Source organism: Streptomyces tatrensis (assembly GCF_049310065.1).
GTDB lineage: Bacteria > Actinomycetota > Actinomycetes > Streptomycetales > Streptomycetaceae > Streptomyces.
In genome coordinates this window covers 3,409,205-3,429,828 of the sequence record NZ_JBMDLB010000011.1, presented here as the reverse complement: position 1 = coordinate 3,429,828, position 20,624 = coordinate 3,409,205, and the positions used below count along the sequence as shown (strand labels likewise).

The window sequence follows — 20,624 nt, the reverse complement described above, 5'->3', positions numbered from 1 at the left end:
GAGACCAGACTCACGCGGGGATGAAAGCGGATGTGGTCGAAAACACCTCGGACCCGTTACGGGCGCGTGGTGGCGCTTCGACCAGCCGTAAGGGGAGACTGGAAAGCAGATCGTCCCGGCGCGAGCCACGCGCCGCCGGCGTTATAGGAGGCAGTCCGTGCCGCACGTCCTGGTCCTCAACGCGTCGTACGAGCCCCTCGGCGTCGTACCGCTCCGTCGCGCGCTCGTCCTCGTCCTGGAGAACAAAGCAGTCTCCCTGGAAGAATCCGGCGCCTTTCTGCACAGCGCGACAAGGGCCGTCCCCGCGCCCAGCGTGGTTCGGCTCAAGCGCTTCGTGCGGGTCCCCTACCGGGGGCCCGTTCCACTTACCCGCCGCGCGCTGTTCGCCCGGGACGGCGGCCGCTGCATGTACTGCGGGGCCGTCGCCACCAGTGTCGACCACGTCATCCCGCGCAGCCGGGGCGGGCAGCACGCCTGGGACAACGTCGTCGCCGCGTGCCGCCGCTGCAACCACGTGAAGGCCGACCGGCACCTCGTCGACCTCGGCTGGCGCCTGCGGCACCAGCCGGCTCCGCCGTCCGGGCTGGCCTGGCGGATCATCGGGACGGGGCACCGGGATCCGTGCTGGATGCCGTACCTCCAGCCGTACGGCGCGGAGGACGCGCTGGACCGCATCGGCGTCCCGGTCGCCGCCGCGGCGGTCGCGTCGTAGCCCCCTGAGCCCGGCCCCCGGCTGCGGGTGTCCCGCTGCGCGGGGCCGAGGTCCGCGCAGCGACCCTTGCCGCTGCGCGGGGGTGAAGTCCCCGACCCGCCCTTCCTCCGTTCCCTGGGGCTCCGCCCCGGACCCCCGCTCCTCAAACGCCGGCGGGGCTGGAATTGCCCTGCGGGCAATCCAGCCCCGGCCAGGCAAAATCCAGCCCCTCCGGCGTTTGAGGAGCGGGGGTCCGGGGGCTGGCCCCCGGCGACGGCGCCGCACACGGCAGGGGTCCGGGCGGAGCCCGGGGAACGGGCGAAGGGTGGGTAGGGGACAGCCCCCGCAGGGTTCCCGGCCCCCTACGGGGCCAGCGCGAAGGCTTCCGCACCCAGCAGGCTGCAGCCGTAGCGGGTGGCCCGGGTCTCGCAGGTGACCCGGACGAAGCGGGCCGGGGCGGCCACCGGGTCCAGGTGGACGGAGTCCACCCCGCCGCGCGAGGCGACCGTCGCCGACGGATGCCAGGTGACACCGTCCGCAGAGGTCTCCACCCGGAACCGGGACGGATAGGCCTCCTGCCAGCGCAGCCGCAGCAGCCCGATCCGCGCCGGAGCCGGCAGCTCCGCCTGCCACCAGGCCCCGTCGACCGCCGGCGAGGACCAGCGGGTGGCCGGGGAATCGTCCAGCGCCCCCGAGGCGGGGAACGCCGGGGTCTCGTCGGCCGAGGACGAGGCCACGGCGGAGCGCAGCAGGTTCGGGCCGGCCGTGCGCGGATGGGCGCGGACCTTCAGCGTGTGCGTCTGGGAGCCGAAGGTGACCGGGACCTCGTAGGTGCCCGGCGCCGTGCCCGCGGCCACCGCGACCTCCACCGGGACGGTCGCCGTCGTACCGCGCGCCGCCGCGGCCGTCTCCGGCAGGCGTACGGAGATCCCCGGCGGAGCGGTCGCCGACAGGGGTCCGCGGACCTCGCCGGGACGCAGCGCGGACAGCTGCGCCGGGATGCGCTGCGCGGCCCCGCCGATCTCCGCGTCCACGGTCTCGGCCAGCTCGAAGCGGGACTCGGGGCCGTCCGCCGTCCACGGGACCACGCCGTGCACGGCCGGAGCCGGGCCCGACCAGACGAGCCGGACCGCGTCGGCCCGCAGGCCGCCCACGTCCGCCTGGGTCCAGCCCGACGCCGCCGCGTCCGCGACCTTGCGCCAGCCCTCTCCCGGTACCCGGGCCTCCACGGTGCCCCGGCTGCCGGGCGGCAGCGGGTCCGTCATTACGGTCACCACCGACACCGGCCGGGCACCGGACAGCTCGACCGTCCACGCGTCGGCCTGCCGGGTCACCGTGCCCGGCGCGCGGGCCGCGCCGGTCCACGCGTCGGCCTCGGCCGCTGCCCGCGCCAGGAAGGGGTCCAGCACCGCCTTGTCGACCCGGGCGGATTCCGCTCCGGACAGCGCCGCGCGGGCGGCGGTGAGGGCCCGCGATGCCCGCCAGGCCGCCGCCCCGTCCCCGCGGGCCTGCGCCTGGAGGACGTCGAGCGCCAGTTCCCCGGCAGTCCCGTAGCGCGCGAGCCGCGACAGCCAGGGCCCCGCCTCCTCGGAGAGCGCGGGCAGCCGGTCCGGGGCCTCGCGCAGCACGCGGAAGGCGGCGCGCAGCCGCTCGCCGGCCGCCGGGTCTCCGGAGCTGCGGGCCCGCCAGAACTGGTCCATCAGCGGGACCAGGTAGGCGGACTCGGGCTGGGCGAGGCCCGAGGAGGCGTTGTTCCCGGCCAGCGCGGCCAGCGCCTCCCGGGCCTTGGGGTCGGGTCCGGCGAGCGAGGCGACGGCCGCCGCCCAGGAGTCGGCGGCCCGGTAGCCGCGCGGGTTCCACGTGAAGTCCGCCGCGGTGAACAGCGGGATGCGCGACAGCGTGCCCTGGGGCATCGCGTTGGCCAGCACGGCCGCCGAACCGCCCGCGACCACCGGGTCGCGTCCCGCGTACGGGCCGAGGAAGATGCGGCCCGGATCCCAGTCGTTGACCGGGTAGTTGTCCATGGTGACCAGCGGGTGCTGCCCGAGCGCGGAGCGCGCCCCGGTCATCTCCTGTCCGGTGATGGTGCGCGGCACCACACCGACGCCCGTCCAGGCCACTTCCACCCGGTCGTCCAGGGACTCGGCGAGCGCGGTCCGGTAGGGCGTCGCGCCCTCCTGGTAGTACTCGGTCGGCAGCAGCGACAGCGCGGGCGCCCCCGGGTAGCGCCGGGCCAGGTGCGCGGCCAGCTCGCCCGCGACCTCCGCGTGCGCCTTCGCGGCCGCCTGCGGGCCCCTGCCGTACCGCTCCCGGTCGTCGCGGCAGCCCCACTCGGTGTAGCTGACGTCCTGGAACTGCACCTGGAACGCCCGGAATCCGAGGTCCCACATGGCGTCCAGCTTGCGGGCGAGCGCCGCCCGGTCGGCCGAGGAGGCCAGGCACATCGACTGCCCGGGCGCCACCGCCCAGGCGAGCACCACCTTGTTGGCGCGCGCCCGCTCGGCCAGCTCCCGCAGCTCCGCCGCCTGCGCCGCGGGGTAGTCGCGGCGCCACTCCGTGGTCCGGTACGGGTCGTCACCGGGCGCGAGCAGCAGCCGGTTCAGCTTGGTGCGGCCCATGAACTCCACCTGCGCGAGCCGCTGGGCGGCCGTCCACGGAGTCCCGTAGAACCCCTCCGTGATCCCGCGCACCGCGGCCGACGGCCAGTCCCGCACGAGGACCCCGAGCACCTTTCCGCCGCCCTGGGACAGCAGTTGACGCAGCGTCTGTGCCGCGTGGAACAGCCCGTCCTCGCCCACGCCGGCCAGCGCGACCGTGTCCCGGCCCTCGGCGCGGCCCACCGCCAGCCGGTAGCCGCCGGCCGGCAGGTCACCGGCCTCGCTCGCGCCCAGGGCCCGCAGCGCCCGCTCCGCATCCGGCCCCTGGAGGCGCACGACGGGTCCCGCAGCGGGCAGCGGTTCCCCGTCGGCCCGCTCGTGCAGGGTCCGTACGCCCGCCCCGCGCAGGGCGTCGCGCACCAGCTGGGCGGCGTACGGGTCCACGCCGGCGGGCAGCACCAGGACGGCCTCGGCGCCCAGCGGCACCGTGCGCGCCGGGTCGGCGGCCGTCGACTGCGGCCGGGGGTACACCGCGGGCCCCTCGGCGGCGGCGCGCGCCGGAGGGGTGCCGGGGTCGAGCACGGGGGCGGGTGCGGGGAGGGGCGCCGGGTCGCGCAGCGCGGCGGGAGCCGCGGCGGTGCCGGGCGCGGCGGGCGAGTCCGGCGCGTCCGGCGAGGTGGGTGCGGTGAAGGCGGTGGGGGGACCCACGACCGCCGAGCCGCTCAGCAGTGCACCGATGACGGCGACCGCCGCGGCGGTCGCCGTGGCCCGCTTGCTGCCCCTGATCTGCACGGAGCCACCCCGTCCCGAGTCGTCTCCCGCTCGTACGAACGAGCCAGAGCCCACCATCCGCACGGCCGGGGTGTCAACGCCCGCGGGTGATCTGACCTGGATCGGCCAGGAATGCGGCGGCGCCGACGGGGTATGGCTGGGATGTTCTCCGGGCCGCGCGCCGGAGCGTGTTCCCGACGGTCCCGCACGTCAGGGCGAAGGCTCCCGGCGTGCGGTGAGCGGCGCGGAGCTCCGCAACACCTTTCGCGCACGGCCCGAACGCAGGCACGTCTGTACGGATTCACGGACCGCACAGGAGAATTTCCGCTGTCGGTGGTGCGCGGACGGCGCGCGGACCGACACAGTGGGAGCCGTCCACGGGTCCGAAACGATCCTCACGTACGAAGGAGAGCCTGCCGGTGAACACCAAGGCCGTGAAAACCGAGAACGCCACCAGCGCCACCACCGTCATATCCGCCGCATCCGCCGCATCCGCCGTGCCCGCCCCCAAACAGCGTCCGCCGCTCGCCCATCTGCCGGCGCAGTCCGGACCCGACGACTGGCCCCTCACCAGCGAGCCGTCGCTCGCCGACGCCGCGCACGCGCCGTTGACCAGTGAGCCCCCGCTCGCCTGCGAGGCCCCGCTGACCAGCGAGCCGACCACCCATGCCGCGGCGGCCGCCGCGGGTGACTAGACGACAAGGAACCTGATGGACGACCTCGCCCGGCTCGCGGCCCTGTACGGAGTCGCCACCACCTACCAGCCCGCCGAGGACGTCACCCTCCGGGTACCGGAGGCCACCGTCGCCGCCGTACTGCGGCAGCTGGGGGTGGACACGGACACCCCGGAGTCCGTACGGGCCGACCTGGCCGCGGCCGAACACGACGCGGCGCACCGGCTGTTGCCGCGCGTCATGGTGTGGTGGGCCGGGTCCCGGCCGCCCGTGGAGCTGGGCGCGCTCCCGCCGGGGACCCGGACCCTGCTGGAGGCGGAAGAGGACGGGCCGCCCGAGGCGGCGGGCCGCGCGGGCCCCCAGGAGCCGCCGGTGGCCTGGAGCGCGGCCGAAGCGGGGGAGCCGCCGCTCGGCGTGCACCGGATCCACGCCGAGGCCCCCGACGGCCGCACCGCCACCGCCACCCTGATCATGGCCCCCGACCGGGCCCCGGCGGCGCCCGAGCGCACGCACGGGCTGCTCGTCCAGCTCTACTCGCTGCTCTCCGAACGCTCCTGGGGCATGGGCGACCTGGGCGACCTGGCGGAGCTGGCGCGCTGGGCGGGCCGCGTCCACGGAGCCGGCTTCGTCCAGGTCAACCCGCTGCACGCAGCCGTGCCCGGCACCCCGACCGACCCCTCCCCCTACCGGCCGTCCTCGCGCCGCTTCCCCGACCCGGTGCACCTGAGGATCGAGGACGTCCCCGAGTACGCCGACTGCCCGGACCGGGCCGCCCTCGCGGAACTGGCCGACCGGGGAGCCCGGTTGCGGCGCGAGGTGCTGGAGAAGGGGGCGCTGATCGACCGGGACGCCGTCTGGAGCCTCAAGCGGACCGCCCTGGAGCTGCTGTACGCCGTCCCGCGCGGCCCCGAACGGGAGGCGGCCTACGCACAGTTCCGTGCCGAGCAGGGCGAGGAGCTGGACCGGCACGCCGTCTGGTGCGCCGGGCACGCCGGGGAGGACCCGCAGGCGCGGGCCGACTTCCACCGCTGGCTGGTCTGGCTCACCGACGCCCAGCTCGCAGCGGCCCAGCGGGCCGCCAAGGAGGCCGGGATGGCGGTCGGCATCGTGCACGACCTGGCCGTCGGGGTGCACCCGGAGGGCTCGGACGCCACCGGAGCCCCTTTCGGAGCCCCCCACTACGCCCGGGCCGTCTGCGTCGGCGCCCCGCCGGACGCCTTCAACGCGCGCGGCCAGGACTGGGGGCTGCCCCCGTGGCGGCCCGACCGGCTGGCCGATACCGGGTACGCGCCGCTGCGGGCCCTGCTGCGCGGGGTGTTCCGGTACGCGGGCGCCCTGCGCATCGACCACGTCATGGGACTGTTCCGGCTCTGGTGGATCCCGGAAGGGGCCCCGCCCGCCGAAGGCGCGTACGTCGCGTACGACGGGGAGGCGATGCTCGCCCTGGTGGTCCTGGAGGCCCACCGGGCGGGGGCCCTGGTCATCGGCGAGGACCTCGGCACCGTGCAGCCGGGGGTCCGTCAGGCGCTGGCCCGGCGCGGGGTGCTGGGCACCTCGGTGCTCTGGTTCGAGCGGGACTGGGGCGGGGACGGGGAGCCGCTGGAGCCGGAGCGCTGGCGGTCCGATTGCCTGGCCACCGTGACCACCCACGATCTGCCTCCCACGGCCGCCAAACTGGCCGGCTCCCACGTGGAACTGCGCGACCGGCTGGGCCTGCTGACCCGCCCGGCGGAGCGGGAGCGTGCCGAGGACGCCGCCGACACCGCGCGCTGGCTGGACGTACTGGAGGACCTCGGGCTCGACACCAAGGGCGAGGAGGCCGCCGTACGGTCCCTGTACGCCTTCCTGCTGCGCACTCCGGCCCGACTGGTGGGGGTCTGGCTGCCCGACGCGGTGGGGGACCGGCGGCCGCAGAACCTGCCCGGCACCTGGGACCAGTACCCCAATTGGCGGCTCCCGGTCGCCGACGCGGAGGGCCGGCCGCTGACCCTGGAGGCACTGGCCGCCTCGCCGCGGGCGAACGCCCTGCTGGGGGCGGTGCGGGGGGCGGCGGGAACCCGTACGGCACCCCCGGGCGCGCGCGGCGTTTAGGTGTTCGCTACGTTTGCACCGTGGACAAGAAGAACGCTCTGCGCGCCGGCGCCGTCACGGCCGGAACGACGCTGATGATGCTGCTGATGACGTCTCCCGCCCTCGCGCTCACCCGTGACGACGGCGACGACCCGGGTCCGGGCCTGAGCGTCGCCGAGACGCTCGGCCTCTACGTGGCCGCGCCGATCGTGCTGTTCCTGCTCATCGCCGGTCTGGTGATGGTCGGGGACAAGTCGGGCAAGACGCAGAACGAGAGCTGACCGAAGACTGAACGAAGGCGCCGGGAGTCCGTGAGGACACCCGGCGCCCAGTCGTACCCGGGCCCGGATTCCGCGGCCCGGCTTCCCCGTCCACGGGTGCCCACGGGTGCCTACGGGGCCCCTGCCATCACCTTGCGCAGCAGCCCGGTGAGCGCCGTGATCTCCGCCGCGTCGAGCCCGGTGAGCGCCTCGCGCTGCACCTCCAGTCCCGCCCCGACCGCCTCGTCGATGAGCGCGAGGCCCCGGTCGGTGATGGTCACGCGCAGCCCCCGCCGGTCGTCCGGATCGGGGCTGCGGCGGAGCAGCCCGGCCTTCTCCAGCTTGTCCAGCCGTCCCGTCATCCCGCCCGTGGTGAGCATCAGCGTGGCCGAGAGCTGGCGGGGCGAGAGGGTGTACGGGTCCCCGCTCCGGCGCAGCGTGGCCACGACGTCGAACTCCCCGCGCGAGATCCCGTAGCGCCCGTAGGCCTTCTCCATGGCGTCGCCCATGGCTTTGGAGATCCGGTAGATCCGGCCGAAGACGGCCATGGGCGCGGTGTCCAGATCGGGGCGCACCGCGAACCACTGGTCCGCGATCGCGTCGACGGGGTCCTTGTCGGTCATAGGCGCAGTATCCGGCTTCCGCTTGTTCGTTGGCAAGAAAGTAGCTTGCAGGAAAGTAGCTTAGAGCTAAGCTACTTCCGAGTGAGCTACTCGTTCCTGCCGGAGGAGCACCGCCGTGAACCGCGCCACCACCATCGCCCTGACCGCCCTCGCCCCCATCTCCTGGGGATCCACCTACTTCGTGGCCTCCGAACTGCTGCCGCCCGACCGGCCGCTGTTCACCGGGGTCATGCGGGCCCTGCCCGCCGGGCTGCTGCTCACCGCCCTCGCCCGGAAGCTGCCCACGGGCCAGTGGTGGTGGAAGGCGGCCGTCCTGGGCGGGCTCAACATCGGCGCCTTCTTCCCGCTCCTGTTCCTCTCCGCCTACCGCCTGCCCGGCGGGGTCGCGGCCGTACTGGGCTCCCTGGGGCCGCTGTTCGTCGTGGGGCTCGCCGCCCTCCTCCTGGGCGAGCGGGCCCGGCTGCGGACCGTGCTCGCCGCCGTCGTGGCGGCCTTCGGCGTCGGCATGGTGGTGCTGACCGCGCAGGCGCAGCTCGACCCGGTCGGGGTGGTGGCCGGCGTGGTCTCCTCCGCTTCGATGGGCGCGGGCATCGTCATGACCAAGCGGTGGGGGCGCCCGGAGGGCGTCGGCCCGCTGGCCATGACCGGCTGGCAGCTCACCGCGGGCGGCCTGGTCATCATCCCGGTCGCCGCGCTCGTGGAAGGGGCGCCGCCGGCCCTCGATGGCCGGGCCTTCCTCGGCTACGGCTACATGATGCTGATCAACACCGGCATCGCCTACTGGCTCTGGATCCGCGGCATCGGGCAGCTCACCGCCACATCGGTCACCCTCCTCGGCCCGCTCTCGCCGCTCACCGCCGCGGTCATCGGCTGGGCCGCCCTGGGGCAGACCCTGTCGCCGGTGCAGGTGCTGGGCATGGCGATCGCCTTCGGCGCCACCGTCGCGGGGCAGCTCGCGGCGGGCACCCCGCGGCCGAAGGCCGAACCGTTCAGTTCTGCTGAAGGAACCAATCGAAATGTTTCGATGGACCTGACGGGTGACTCGGTGCGACGGTAGACCGACGAACCGACACTCCGAACCCCGAGGGGGAGACACACAGTGGCCGTCACGGACCGCGTCCGCACCATCCCGACCGACCCGCAGCAAGCACTGCCCGGCAAGGCACTGCCCGGCAAGGCGAAGAAGGGGGCCGCCGGTCTCGGCGTCCTGCTCGCCCTGATCGCCACGGTCGTCTGGTCCGGCAGCTTCGTCGCCACCCGGGGCATGGCGGACAGCATCCCGCCCGTCCAGGCCGTCTTCTGGCGCTGGGTGATCGCCACCGTGGCCGTCGCCCCCTTCGCCGCCCGGCAGGCCTGGCAGCAGCGGGCCCTGATCCGCAAGCACTTCGGCTACATCGCCCTGGCCACCCTCTTCGGCGTCACCCTCTACAACACGCTCGTCCACCAGGCCGGACTGACCACCTCCGCCTCCAACATGGGCATGATCATGGCCGCCTCGCCGGTCATCATGGCCCTCTACGCCCGCCTCGGCGGTGAACGGCTCGGTGCCCGGCGCACCTTCGGCCTGGCCCTCGCGGCCCTGGGCGTGCTCCTCCTGGTCGGCAAGGGCTCCATCCGCTTCGACTTCGCCGCCGGCGACCTGTGGATGTTCGGCGCCGCCCTGTCCTTCGCCACGTACAGCGCGCTCCTCAAGCGCAAGCCCGCCGAACTGGGCGGCCTCGCCTTCCTGCTCACCACCTTCGTCCTCGGCGCGCTGATGCTCGCCCCCGCCTACGCCGTGTCGGTCGGCGTCCAGGGCGGCTTCCAGGTCACCCCCTCCACCGCCGGAATGCTCCTGTACGTCGGTGTCTTCTCCTCCGCCGTCGCCTTCTTCGCCTGGAACAAGGCCGTCGCGATGATCGGCGCCGCCCGCGCCGGAGTCGTCTACTACCTCCAGCCGGTCTGCGTCGCCGGCCTCGGCCTGCTGCTCCTCGGCGAGACCACCGGCCCGACGCAGCTCCTCTGCATGGCGCTGATCCTGGGCGGCGTGGGTCTGGGTGCCCGGCGGTAGGTTCGGTCCCATGATCGAGTGGGACATCAAGAAGCTGCGGATCCTGCGGACCCTCGCCGAACAGGGGACCGTGACCGCCACGGCCGAGGCGCTGCACATGACGCCCTCGGCCGTTTCGCAGCAGCTGACCAACCTGGCCAGGATGCTGGGGGTCCCGCTGCTGGAGGCCCAGGGCCGCCGGGTCCGGCTCACCGACGCCGCCCACCTCGTACTGCGGCACGCGGAGGCCGTGTTCGCACAGCTGGAGCGGGCCGACGCCGAGCTCACCGGGTACCTCGCGGGGGAAGCGGGGGAGGTGCGGATCGGGGCCTTCTCCACCGCCGTACCGGTCCTCGTGGTCCCGGCGGTCGCCGCCCTGCGGCGCTCGCACCCCGGCGTGGAGGTCCGCGTACGGGAAACCGAGGCCGCCGAGTCCTACGAGCTGCTGTCCGCCGGGGTCGTCGACCTCGCGCTCTCGCTGGCGGCCCATGCCCCGACGGCGCGCGATCCCCGCTTCACCCGCAGGACCCTGCTGGAGGACCCCCTCGACGTGGCCCTGCCCCCGGACCACCCGCTGGCCGGCGCGGCGGAGCTGCGGCTCGCGGACCTGTCCGGGGACCCGTGGATCTACGGGGGCTCCGGGCCCTGGTCGGAGATCACCCGCAACGCGTGCGAGGCGGCGGGCTTCGTCCCTGAACAGGCGCACTCGGCGTCCGGCTGGACGGCGATCCTCGCCATGGTGGAGGCGGGCATGGGGGTGGCCCTGGTCCCGCGCATGGTGGCGAGCCGCGCCTCGGGCGTCGCCGTTCGGGACCTGCCCCACGACCGGCCGACCCGGCACGTCATCGCGGCCCTCCGCAGGGGCTCGGAGTCGGCCCCGGCCGTGGCGCACGTCCTGGCGGCCCTGCGGGCCGTCGCCGTGGCTCGGCCGTAGCCGTCACCGCAGGTGGGTGGGCGGGCCCTGCGGGGCGAAGTCCCCGCAGCGACCCTTTGCCGCTGCGCGGGGCGAAGTCCCCTACCCGCCCTTCGCCCGTTCCCCGGGCGCTGCCCGGACCCGGTCCTCAAACGCCGGACGGGCTGAAATCAGCTCCGCCGGGACCCGCACCTCAACGCCGGACGGGCTTGAATGTGCCGCGCAGCGGCACATCTCAGCCCCGCCGGCGTTTGAGGCGCGGGGTTCGGGGCGGAGCCCCAGCAGCGGCGCGAGCCGGTTACGCCCGAGCGTCGGCCGCCTGGGCGCGCAGCGCGCGCTCCACGCCCGCGCGGGACTCCGAGACCAGGCGGCGCAGGGCCGCGTTGGGCTCGGCCGAGGCCAGCCAGGCGTCCGTCGCCGCGAGGGTCTCCGCGGAGACCTGGAGGGTCGGGTAGAGCCCCACCGCGATCTGCTGGGCGATCTCGTGGCTACGGGTCTCCCAGACCTCCTTGACCGCCGCGAAGTACTTCGCCGTGTACGGGGCGAGGAGCTCGCGCTGGTCGGTCTGGACGAAGCCGCCGATCACCGCCTCCTGCACCGCGTTCGGGAGCGAGTCGCCCTCGACGACCGAAGCCCAGGCCTCGGCCTTGGCCTCCGCCGTCGGACGCGCCGCACGGGCGGTCGCCGCGTGCCGCTCGCCCGCCGCGGTCTTGTCCCGCTCCAGCTCGGCCGCGATGGCCGCCTCGTCGGCGACACCGGTGGCGACCAGGCGTTCCAGGAACGCCCAGCGCAGCTCGGTGTCCACGGCCAGGCCCTTGACCTCCGCCGAGCCGTCCAGCAGCGCCGACAGGTACGTCAGCTGCTCCTCGGTACGGGCCGTCGCCGCGAAGGCGCGGGCCCACGCCAGCTGGTGGTCGCTGCCCGGCTCGGCCGCGCGCAGGTGCTCCAGCGAGGCCTCCGTCCAGATGGCCAGGCCCTGGTCGCGCCACGCCGGGTCGGCGTACAGCTCCACGGCCAGCTTGACCTGGCGGTGCAGCGACTGGACGACGCCGATGTCCGACTCCTTGCCGATGCCCGACAGGACGAGGGCCAGGTAGTCGCGGGTGGCCAGTTCGCCGTCGCGGGTCATGTCCCAGGCCGAGGCCCAGCACAGCGCGCGCGGCAGCGACTCGGTGAAGTCGCCCAGGTGCGCGGTGACGTTGGCGAGGGACACCTCGTCGAGGCGGACCTTGGCGTACGACAGGTCGTCGTCGTTCAGCAGGACCACGGCCGGACGGGGCCGGCCGATCAGCTCCGGCACGGCGGTGAGGGCGCCGTCGATGTCCAGCTCGATCCGCTCGCGGCGCACCAGCTTGCCGTCGGTCAGGTCGTACAGGCCGACCGCGATGCGGTGCGGGCGCAGGACCGGCTCGCCCTTGGCGCCGGCGGGCAGCGCCGGGGCCTCCTGGCGGACGGCGAAGGCGGTGATGGAACCGTTCTCGTCCGTCTCGATCTCGGGGCGCAGGATGTTGATGCCGGCCGTCTCCAGCCACGCCTTCGACCAGGCGGTCAGGTCGCGGCCGGAGGTCTCCTCCAGGGCGCCCAGCAGGTCCGACAGGCGCGTGTTCCCGAAGGCGTGCGCCTTGAAATAGGCCTGCACGCCCTTGAAGAAGGCGTCCTGGCCGACGTAGGCCACGAGCTGCTTGAGCACCGAGGCGCCCTTGGCGTACGTGATGCCGTCGAAGTTGACCAGGACGTCGTCCAGGTCACGGATGTCGGCCATGATCGGGTGCGTGGACGGCAGCTGGTCCTGCCGGTACGCCCAGGTCTTCATGGAGTTGGCGAAGGTGGTCCACGCGTGCGGCCACTTCGAGTCCTGCGCGTACGCCTGGCAGGCGATCGAGGTGTAGGTGGCGAACGACTCGTTCAGCCACAGGTCGTTCCACCACTCCATGGTGACGAGGTCGCCGAACCACATGTGGGCGAGCTCGTGCAGGATGGTCTCGGCGCGCGTCTCGTAGGCCGCGTCCGTCACCTTCGAGCGGAAGACGTACTGGTCGCGGATGGTCACCGCGCCCGCGTTCTCCATCGCGCCCGCGTTGAACTCCGGCACGAAGAGCTGGTCGTACTTCGCGAAGGGGTAGTCGTACGCGAACTTCTCCTGGAACCAGGTGAAGCCCTGCCGGGTCACGTCGAAGATCGCGTCGGCGTCGAGGAACTCGGCGAGCGAGGGACGGCAGTAGATGCCGAGCGGGACGGACTGCCCGTCCGCGCCCTCGTAGGAGCTGTGCACCGCGTGGTACGGGCCGACGATCAGGGCCGTGATGTACGTGGAGATGCGCGGGGTGGGCTCGAAGCGCCAGACGTTGTCGGCGGGAGCCGCCGCCACCTGGGAAGTGTCGCGCGGGGAGTTCGAGATGACCGTCCAGCCCGCGGGGGCCGTCACGGTGAACCGGAACGTCGCCTTCAGGTCGGGCTGCTCGAAGCTCGCGAACACGCGGCGCGCGTCCGGGACCTCGAACTGGGTGTACAGGTACGCCTGCTCGTCGACCGGGTCGACGAAGCGGTGCAGACCCTCACCGGTGTTGGTGTAGGCGCAGTCGGCGACGACGCGGAGCTCGTTGGCCCCGGCGGCGAGGTGCGCGAGCGCGATCCGGGAATCCCGGAAGACGGCGGCCACGTCGAGCGACTTGCCGTTGAGGACGACCTCGTGCACGGCCGGAGCGACCAGGTCGATGAAGGTCTCGGCGCCGGCCTCGGCGGACTGGAAGCGCACGGTGGTCACGGAGGGGTACGTGCCACCCTCCTGCGCGCCGCTGAGATCGAGCTCGATCTCGTACGAGTCGACACTGAGCAGCTTTGCGCGCTGCTGAGCCTCTTCACGGGTCAGATTCGTGCCTGGCACGCGGTCATCTCCTTCGATGGTGACGTTCCGGCCCATCCTTCCACGCGGGCCGGGCCACCGCGCCGGAGTAATCCAGAGGCGAACACCCCGGTGCCGCAGGGTTGACACTGAGGTAGCGCGCTAGGTCCTACTTCGGTAGCATAAGGGTATGAAGATTAGTGTGAGCTTGCCTCAGGAGGATGTCGAGTTCGTCGATAAGTACGCTGCTGCGACAGCGGCGGACTCCCGGTCGGCAGTGATACAGGCTGCGATCGAGATGCTGCGGGCATCTCAGCTGGAAGCCGATTACGAGGCTGCTTTCGCAGACTGGGACGCGAGCGGGGACGCTGCGTTCTGGGACAAGTTCTCCGGGGACGGGCTGGCCGATGAAGCGCGGTGACATCTACCTGGTCGACTACGAGCCGGTCCGGGGGAGCGAAGCGAACAAGGCGCGCCCATCGGTCATCGTCTCAAACGACGGTGCCAACGTGGCAGTCGAGCGGATGGGCCGAGGTGTGATCACGGTTGTCCCGCTCACCTCGAACACTTCTCGGGTCTACCCGTTCCAGGTGCTCCTGCCGGCCGTGGAGTGCGGCCTCGCCAAGGACTCCAAGGTGCAGTGTGAGCAGGTCCGGGCCATGGCGTCCGAACGCTTCCTCCAGCGAGTGGGCGCGGTTCCCCGCCAGCGGATGGTGGAGATCGACGCGGCGCTGCGGCGCCACCTGGCGCTCTAGACACGCCGGAGGGGCGACACCGTCACGGTGCCGCCCCCCATACGCATGCGCGCGACCGGCGTCAGCCCTGGCGCAGCTCCTCCGCGACCAGCTCCGCGATCTGGACCGCGTTCAGCGCGGCGCCCTTGCGCAGGTTGTCGTTGGAGAGGAACAGCGCGAGGCCGTTCTCGGTGGTCTCGTCGACGCGGATGCGGCCCACGTACGAGGCGTCCTTGCCGGCGGCCTGCAGCGGGGTCGGGATCTCCGAGAGCTCGACGCCCGGGGCGTCCTTCAGCAGCTCGTAGGCGCGCTCGACGCTCAGCGGACGGTCGAAGCGGACGTTGACCTGGAGGGAGTGGCCGGCGAAGACCGGCACGCGCACGCAGGTGCCCGAGACCTTGAGCTCCGGGATCTCCAGGATCTTGCGGGACTCGTTGCGGAGCTTCTGCTCCTCGTCGGTCTCGAAGGAGCCGTCGTCGACGATCGAGCCCGCGAGCGGGATCACGTTGTAGGCGATCGGGCGCTTGTAGACGGCGGGCTCGGGGAACTCCACCGCGTCGCCGTCGAAGGTCAGCTGGTCGGCCGCCTCGGAGATGGCGCAGGCCTGGCCCTTGAGCTCGGCGACGCCCGCCAGGCCCGAGCCGGACACGGCCTGGTAGGTGGTGGCGATCAGCGCGGTCAGACCGGCCTCGTCGTGCAGCGGGCGCAGCACCGGCATCGCGGCCATCGTGGTGCAGTTCGGGTTCGCGATGATGCCCTTGGGGCGGTTCTTGATCGCGTCCGGGTTGACCTCGGAGACGACGAGGGGGACCTCGGGGTCGCCGCGCCAGGCGGAGGAGTTGTCGATCACGACGGCGCCCTGCGAGGCGACCTTCTCGGCGAGGGCCTTGGAGGTGGCGCCGCCCGCGGAGAAGAGCACGATGTCCAGACCGGAGTAGTCGGCCGTGGAGGCGTCCTCGATGGTGATCTCCCGGCCCTCCCACTCGAGGGTGGAGCCGGCCGAACGGGCCGAGGCGAACAGCCGCAGCTCGTCCACCGGGAACTTGCGCTCGGCGAGGATGCCGCGCATGACTCCGCCGACCTGTCCGGTGGCTCCGACGATTCCGACCCTCACGGTGACTCCTCTTGTACGTACGACGCGGGCGCGCGTGAAGCCATCATGCGTTCGACCCCACGAGCCTTGTCCAATCCATTGTCCGTACTACGGACGATCTGTGGCACGGAACCGGTCCGCGGACCGGTCAGTCGCGGACCCGCAGGCTCCATTTGCCCGTGGCGCGGACGGAGACCAGGCCGGGCGGCAGCTCGTGGACGCCCTGTTCCGTGCACAGCCGCTCCCCGGGGAGCAGGTGCGGTCCGAGGGCGAACAGCGGGGTGATGAACCTGTCGTGCCGGACGTCCGCCGTCGCCCCCTTCCCCCGCACCACGACCACCTGCGCACCCCGGCCGGACAGCTTCCGCTCCAGCACCGGGGCGGTGTGCAGGGGCATCGGCTCGAGCTTCCACGAGACGGTCTCGGAGGTCTCCACCAGGACGTGGCACCAGTCCCCGGGGCCCACGGCGAGCGGGCCGGTCACGGGGTGGTGGGAGTCCGCGTTCGCGACGACGTGGCAGCCGCCGTCCGCCTGGAGGGTGAACACCTCCATCGAGGCGTTCTTGTCGCGCCCGCGCTCGACCCTGAGCAGGGCGGGCGGGCCGTCGTACCGCAGGACCGTGGTGCCCCGCCCCGAGGTACCCGCCGCGAGGGCCCGCGCCGTCCCGACCGGGCGCAGCCGCAGGCGCCAGCCGCAGTTCGCTTCGATGCGCAGCCGGAACTCGCGGCTGCCGTGGCCGAACGCCAGCAGCTGCCCGCGCAGGCCGTGGCGGCCCCGGTAGAACACCAGGAGCGGCTCGTCCCGTCCGTCGATCCGGTCCGCGGTGAACCAGGTGTCGCGGTCCGTCGGGCCGAGCGCCTCGTACTCGAGGATCGCCGGGTGGCCGGGCTCCGGGTTCACCACGGTGACCTCCCCGTCGCCGTCCCCCTCGTGCACCACGTCCGCCCAGGGCGGGCCCCCGGCGCGCCCCGGGTCCCACCCGGGCGCGGGGAGCGGCTCCACGGCCGCCGGGGCCGGTGTCCGCGCGGCGACCGGCGCGGAGGTCGGCGCGGGGGTCTGCGCGGAGGTCGACGCGGGCACCTCGTCCTCCTTGTCGACCTCGGTCATCGGGGGACCGGCCACCGGGGCGGTCGGGAGCGCCTGCGGCCGTATGCCGTGGTCGGCGGCGAGGGCGTCCGGTCCGCCGGTGTAGCCCTGGCCCACCGCGCGGAACCGCCAGGCGCCATTGCGGCGGTAGCACTCGCCGAGCACCAGCGCGGTGTCCATCTCCGCGTCCGCCACCTCGTACCGGGCCATCGGCGTACCGTCGCCGGCCGCGACCTCCACGGACAGCCCGTCGACCGCGCCGAACGTCCCGCCGGCCGTGAGGGCGGCGATCAGGATCCGCTGCACGGACGGTTCCACGTCGTCCGGGTCCACCTCCAGCCGCTGGACGAGCAGCCCGCCCTCCCGCGCCCCACCGAGGTGCCGCACCGCGCCGGACGGGTGCCCGGGCCCGGCGGCCAGGACCACGTCGGCGTCGTCCCGTACCCGGCCGACGGCGTCCAGCAGGATCGCCGCGCCGGCCACCGCCGGGGTCCCGGGGCGGTCGGTGCGCGCCACGGTGATGCGGAACGGGCCGGTGGACAAAGGGGCGTTGGCCCCTCTTTCTATGTTCGGCATACCGGCATCCTGTCATCGGGCCGGCCCGGCCCGGGGCTCGGGCCGGCACGGGCCTTCGCGCCGGGCCCGGGCAGCGCGAAGGGGCCGGCGCCCTCGGGCGCCGGCCCCTCCTTCATGCGGTCAGCAGGTCTCCGTTACGGCAGGACCTTCTCGATCTGCACGCTGCCGGTGCCGGCGGCGGTGCCGCGGGCGTTGAGCAGCTTGATCTCGCCGAAGAACTGGCGGCCTTCCGGAGCAGCGCTGTTGACCAGCACGTTCGCGGAGACGGCGGCCGAAGCACCGTTGGCGAGGTTGACCGCGGCGGCCTCGTCGACCTGGACGGCGCCCAGGGCGGCCGAGTAGTAGACGTCGCGGTAGTCGTACGTGGTGGAGCCGGACGGGATCGCGTAGCCGAACACCTCGATGGTGTAGGTGCCCGCGGCCGGGTTGACGAGGCTCACGGCCTCCTCGGAGTCGCCGTCGGCGGAGGAGCCGACCTTGATGCCGTCCTTGTACACGTCCAGGTCGAGGTCGGCGGCGGCGTCGGAGACGTTGCCGATCGCGATGTCGAGGCGGGAGACGCCCTCGCCGATCGTGACCTCGGTGGTGTGGGTCTCACCGTTGGCGATGGTCGGCTTGGCGACCTTCGCGGAGCCGAGCGGACCACCCTGGAGCTTGCCGCCGGTGATGGCGGCCCCGTCGTTCTTCACGGTCCACTGGACCGGCGCCGGGGTGCCGAGCTTGACCTCGGGCAGGACCTTGACCGCGGGGTCGAAGGCCGCGCCGAGCACGGACACGTCCAGCTTGAACGGGTTGTCGAGCAGCGGCGACGTACGGCGCGACTCGACCTCGATCTCCCAGACGCCCGGCTGCGGGTTCGGGTACGAACGCAGGTCGGGGCGGCACTGGTTGGCCGGGTTGTCGTAGTTCGGGTAGCACTGGGTCGTCGCGCTGTCCTCGACGCCCACACCGTACGGGTGGATCGAGATGAAGCGCGTCTGGCTGCCCGCCGCGAGTCCGCCGAGGGAGACCTCGAGGGTCTTCGCGCCCGCCGGGACGGTCACGAAGTACGACTTGTGGCTGTTGCGCTGCACGGTGGAGGTGCTCGAGTAGCTGAACGAGGGCTTCGCCAGCGGGGTCGAGACGACGACCGTGGAGAGGATCTGCTTGTCGATGCCCTCGGTGGAGGGGTCGTCGAGCTGCAGGATGCCGCTGTGGACGCCGGCCGTCGTGGCCTTGGCCTCGACCTTGATGGTGACGGGCTTGTTCAGCGGCAGGGTGACGTAGTCGTAGCCGCCGATGACCTTGAAGGTGCCGTCGTTGTTGCGCCAGCTCAGCTCGTGCGGGGTGCCGTACTTGACGCCCGTGGTGCGGGTGACGACGACGTCGTAGACCTTCTTCTGGCCGACCTTCAGGCCGCCCTCACGGTCGTAGACGCCGGTGCCGAAGCCCGGGGTCTTCAGGAACTGGTCGATCGCGGTGTCGACCGGCGCCTTGACGGTGAACTCGTCGGCCTTCGCGCCGCGCTGGATGGACTCCCACGCGCCGGGGATGTTGATCAGGCCCGCGCCCTGGGCGTGCGCCGGAACGTCCTCGATCTTCTTCGCGCTGCTGGTGAGCGCGATGCGCAGACCCGCCGGGGTGAGGGCGATCTTCTGCTGCTTGGCCGCCGAGATCAGCAGGGCGCTCGCGCCCGCCGCCTGCGGCGAGGACATCGAGGTGCCCTGGAGCATCGCGTAGCCGGCCGGCAGGGTGTAGCCGGCCTCCTTCACCGGTGAGCCCGGGATCCAGGTCTGCGCGGTGTTGATGGCGGCGCCGGGGGCCGTGATGGTCGGCGTGAAGCCGCCGTCCTCACGCGGACCGCGGGAGGAGAAGGGGAACATGTTGTACTTCTTGGCCACACCGGCGCCGTAGTTGGCCGCCCAGGTCTCCTTGGAGACCGACGCACCTACGGAGATGACCTTGTCCGCGAGACCGGGGTCGCCGATGGTGTTGATGCCGGGGCCCTCGTTGCCCGCCGAGATGACGAGCTGGACACCGTAGGTGTCGATGAGGTTCTTGTAGAGCTCGGTGCGCGCGTTGTTGCCGTCGTTCAGGGCCGGCAGGCCGCCGATCGACATGTTGACGATGTCCACGCCGCGGTTGACGACGAGGTCGATCATGCCCTCGGTCAGCGCGATGTTGGTGCAGCCGCCGGACCAGGAGCAGGCGCGCGAGGAGACGAGCTTGGCGCCGGGCGCCTCGCCGTTCATCGCGCCGCCGAACAGGCCGTTGGCGGCGGTGATGCCCGCGACGTGCGTGCCGTGCGTGCCCTCGATGATGCCGATGTTGACGAAGTCGGCCTTCTTGCCGACCCAGTCGCCGCCGTACGGGTCCATCGGGACGTCTTTGCGGATCTCGATCACGAACGGGATGCGCTCGGCGACCTCGGTCGCCGGGTTGTCCGTGCCGAAGTAGCCGATCTGGTAGCCGTCCTTGTACGGCTTCATCGGCTCGTTGTTCGTGAAGTCGTTGTCCTGGTCGGTGTCGACGCGGACGGTCCCGGCGACCGGGTCGTAGAGCAGGCCGAACCGGTCGGTGGTGTCCCCGTCCCGGTTGACGTCGCCCTGCATGTCACCGTTGGCGGTGATCGACTCGGTGAAGCGGCTCCACTGGAACGAGCCCTCCGGGGCCTTCCAGCTGCCGCCGCCCGCGGTGAAGGTGCCACCGGCGACCGGGGTGATCTGCGGCCGCCACGTGGCGTCGCTGTCGGTGATCGGGTCGGTCGCGGTGACCCAGTCGACGATCTTGCGCTCGCCGGTGGTGGTCTTCTGGAGCGCGGGGTGGCCGAGGTCGACGCCCGAGTCCATGATGCCGATGGTCACGCCGCGGCCGTCGGCCTTCGGGTTCTTCTTGAGGAAGTCCAGCGCACCGGTTTCGAAGACCGGGTTGTACGGGTTCTTCGCCGGGGTGTTCTTGTCCGGCGCGGGGTAGGTCTCGGCGGCGGTCCGCTTCACCGTCCCCGTCTCGCGGTCCGAGTCCGGACGGGGGTCCGGAAGCTGGATCTCGTGCCGCAGGTCGATGCCGTGCACGGACGACAGCTTGGCGGCCGCCTTCAGCGCGGCCTCCGCCTTGTCGGTCGGCAGGGTGGCGCGCACGTAGCCGAGCTTGTCGTACGTCCGGCCCACCGAGGCGCCCTGGACGTCGTCGAGCTGCTTGGCCACCTGCTGGGTCTCGCCGGGGGCCGTCGCGACCATGACCGTGACGGTCTTCTCGCCCTTGGTCTTGGCTTCCTGGAGCAGTTCGGCGTCGGCCGAGCCGAGCTTCTGGTCGGCCGACTTCACCGCGGGGTTGGGCGCGGGGGTATTCGAGCCGGTCGCCGCGAAGACGGGCATGGCACCGGTGGCCGCGAGGGCGGCCACCAGGCCGGCCGCGGCCGCGACGCGCGCGGCGCGTCGGGTCGCGGGTATGCCGCCCTGTATTGAACGAGCGGGGGAGTCGAGGGTCATCAGCATCCCTGGCTAAGTGAAAGGTACGGTCCGGATTTCGGTGCCGGATGACCGGTCAGCCTCGCGTAAGCGACCGCTCTTTGGGGAGAGTTGTCACGGACCGATACCTGCCATGGCGGACTCCCGCCATCTCGGGGCATACGCCAGAAGGCTCGTACCGGAACGAACCGGTGCGAACCTTCGGGTCAGAACGTGGA

General features: G+C 72.9%; 15 protein-coding genes. 9 read left to right on the top strand and 6 right to left on the bottom strand.

Annotated elements, in window-relative coordinates; all coding sequences use genetic code 11:
- Positions 1-157: 157 nt before the first annotated feature.
- Positions 158-712, top strand: a complete 555-nt coding sequence (locus ACODT5_RS31330) for an HNH endonuclease (protein ID WP_266877654.1) — start codon at positions 158-160, stop codon at positions 710-712.
- Positions 713-1,053: 341 nt separating this feature from the next.
- On the opposite strand, the gene ACODT5_RS31325 is transcribed toward ACODT5_RS31330, so the two are convergent.
- The gene (locus ACODT5_RS31325; protein WP_422522497.1) at positions 1,054-4,080 is read right to left on the bottom strand and encodes a glycoside hydrolase family 84 protein; all 3,027 of its coding nucleotides are present in this window, start codon (positions 4,078-4,080) and stop codon (positions 1,054-1,056) included.
- A gap of 476 nt (positions 4,081-4,556) precedes the next feature.
- Here ACODT5_RS31325 and ACODT5_RS31320 point away from each other — a divergent pair, with 476 nt between their 5' ends.
- Genes ACODT5_RS31320 through ACODT5_RS31310 form a run of 3 tightly spaced genes read left to right on the top strand, consistent with a single transcriptional unit; the run spans position 4,557 to position 7,084 of the window.
- Complete coding sequence (locus ACODT5_RS31320; protein ID WP_422525096.1) at positions 4,557-4,754, top strand: hypothetical protein; 198 nt, start codon at positions 4,557-4,559, stop codon at positions 4,752-4,754.
- Positions 4,755-4,769: 15 nt separating this feature from the next.
- A complete protein-coding gene (locus tag ACODT5_RS31315; protein WP_422522496.1) occupies positions 4,770-6,824 on the top strand; it encodes a 4-alpha-glucanotransferase in 2,055 nt (684 codons plus the stop codon).
- A gap of 20 nt (positions 6,825-6,844) precedes the next feature.
- Positions 6,845-7,084 carry a hypothetical protein gene (locus ACODT5_RS31310; RefSeq protein ID WP_422522495.1) on the top strand — a complete coding sequence of 80 codons (240 nt, stop codon included), beginning with the start codon at positions 6,845-6,847 and terminating at the stop codon, positions 7,082-7,084.
- A gap of 110 nt (positions 7,085-7,194) precedes the next feature.
- Here ACODT5_RS31310 and ACODT5_RS31305 read toward each other — a convergent pair whose 3' ends face one another.
- Positions 7,195-7,686, bottom strand: a complete 492-nt coding sequence (locus ACODT5_RS31305) for a MarR family winged helix-turn-helix transcriptional regulator (RefSeq protein WP_422522494.1) — start codon at positions 7,684-7,686, stop codon at positions 7,195-7,197.
- A gap of 115 nt (positions 7,687-7,801) precedes the next feature.
- On the opposite strand from ACODT5_RS31305, the gene ACODT5_RS31300 reads away from it, so the two are divergent.
- From ACODT5_RS31300 to ACODT5_RS31290, 3 genes are read left to right on the top strand one after another with little or no spacing between them, the layout of a single operon-like run.
- Entirely contained in the window at positions 7,802-8,743 is a 942-nt protein-coding gene (locus ACODT5_RS31300; protein WP_422522493.1) for an EamA family transporter, read from the top strand.
- A 42-nt stretch (positions 8,744-8,785) separates the two neighbouring features.
- Entirely contained in the window at positions 8,786-9,736 is a 951-nt protein-coding gene (locus ACODT5_RS31295) for a DMT family transporter (RefSeq protein WP_422522492.1), read from the top strand.
- Positions 9,737-9,746: 10 nt separating this feature from the next.
- Positions 9,747-10,649, top strand: a complete 903-nt coding sequence (locus tag ACODT5_RS31290; RefSeq protein WP_422522491.1) for a LysR family transcriptional regulator — start codon at positions 9,747-9,749, stop codon at positions 10,647-10,649.
- A gap of 277 nt (positions 10,650-10,926) precedes the next feature.
- On the opposite strand, the gene pepN is transcribed toward ACODT5_RS31290, so the two are convergent.
- Positions 10,927-13,512, bottom strand: a complete 2,586-nt coding sequence (pepN, locus tag ACODT5_RS31285) for an aminopeptidase N (RefSeq protein WP_422522490.1) — start codon at positions 13,510-13,512, stop codon at positions 10,927-10,929.
- 148 nt (positions 13,513-13,660) lie between these two features.
- Here pepN and ACODT5_RS31280 point away from each other — a divergent pair, with 148 nt between their 5' ends.
- Both ACODT5_RS31280 and ACODT5_RS31275 read left to right on the top strand, forming a co-directional pair.
- Positions 13,661-13,891 carry a ribbon-helix-helix domain-containing protein gene (locus ACODT5_RS31280; RefSeq protein ID WP_422522489.1) on the top strand — a complete coding sequence of 77 codons (231 nt, stop codon included), beginning with the start codon at positions 13,661-13,663 and terminating at the stop codon, positions 13,889-13,891.
- Complete coding sequence (locus tag ACODT5_RS31275) at positions 13,878-14,225, top strand: type II toxin-antitoxin system PemK/MazF family toxin (protein WP_422522488.1); 348 nt, start codon at positions 13,878-13,880, stop codon at positions 14,223-14,225. The genes ACODT5_RS31280 and ACODT5_RS31275 overlap by 14 nt, the downstream gene beginning before the upstream one ends.
- 61 nt (positions 14,226-14,286) lie before the next feature.
- Here the strand turns inward: ACODT5_RS31275 and ACODT5_RS31270 are convergent, their stop codons facing one another.
- The 3 genes from ACODT5_RS31270 to ACODT5_RS31260 form a co-directional block, all read right to left on the bottom strand.
- Positions 14,287-15,318 carry an aspartate-semialdehyde dehydrogenase gene (locus tag ACODT5_RS31270; protein ID WP_422522487.1) on the bottom strand — a complete coding sequence of 344 codons (1,032 nt, stop codon included), beginning with the start codon at positions 15,316-15,318 and terminating at the stop codon, positions 14,287-14,289.
- Between the two features lie 127 nt (positions 15,319-15,445).
- On the bottom strand, positions 15,446-16,960 hold the full coding sequence (locus ACODT5_RS31265; protein ID WP_422522486.1) for a TerD family protein: 1,515 nt from the start codon (positions 16,958-16,960) through the stop codon (positions 15,446-15,448).
- A gap of 134 nt (positions 16,961-17,094) precedes the next feature.
- Positions 17,095-20,427: a S8 family serine peptidase gene (locus tag ACODT5_RS31260; RefSeq protein WP_422522485.1), complete on the bottom strand. Its 3,333-nt coding sequence runs from the start codon at positions 20,425-20,427 to the stop codon at positions 17,095-17,097.
- Positions 20,428-20,624: the final 197 nt, after the last annotated feature.

Bases quoted from the DNA above. Each gene is read 5' to 3' on its own strand.
- ACODT5_RS31315 (WP_422522496.1), top strand. From the start codon at position 4,770: ATGGACGACCTCGCCCGGCTCGCGGCCCTGTACGGAGTCGCCACCACC.
- ACODT5_RS31305 (WP_422522494.1), bottom strand. From the start codon at position 7,686: ATGACCGACAAGGACCCCGTCGACGCGATCGCGGACCAGTGGTTCGCG.
- ACODT5_RS31290 (WP_422522491.1), top strand. From the start codon at position 9,747: ATGATCGAGTGGGACATCAAGAAGCTGCGGATCCTGCGGACCCTCGCC.
- ACODT5_RS31280 (WP_422522489.1), top strand. From the start codon at position 13,661: ATGAAGATTAGTGTGAGCTTGCCTCAGGAGGATGTCGAGTTCGTCGAT.
- ACODT5_RS31275 (WP_422522488.1), top strand. From the start codon at position 13,878: ATGAAGCGCGGTGACATCTACCTGGTCGACTACGAGCCGGTCCGGGGG.
- ACODT5_RS31265 (WP_422522486.1), bottom strand. From the start codon at position 16,960: ATGCCGAACATAGAAAGAGGGGCCAACGCCCCTTTGTCCACCGGCCCG.
- ACODT5_RS31260 (WP_422522485.1), bottom strand. From the start codon at position 20,427: ATGACCCTCGACTCCCCCGCTCGTTCAATACAGGGCGGCATACCCGCG.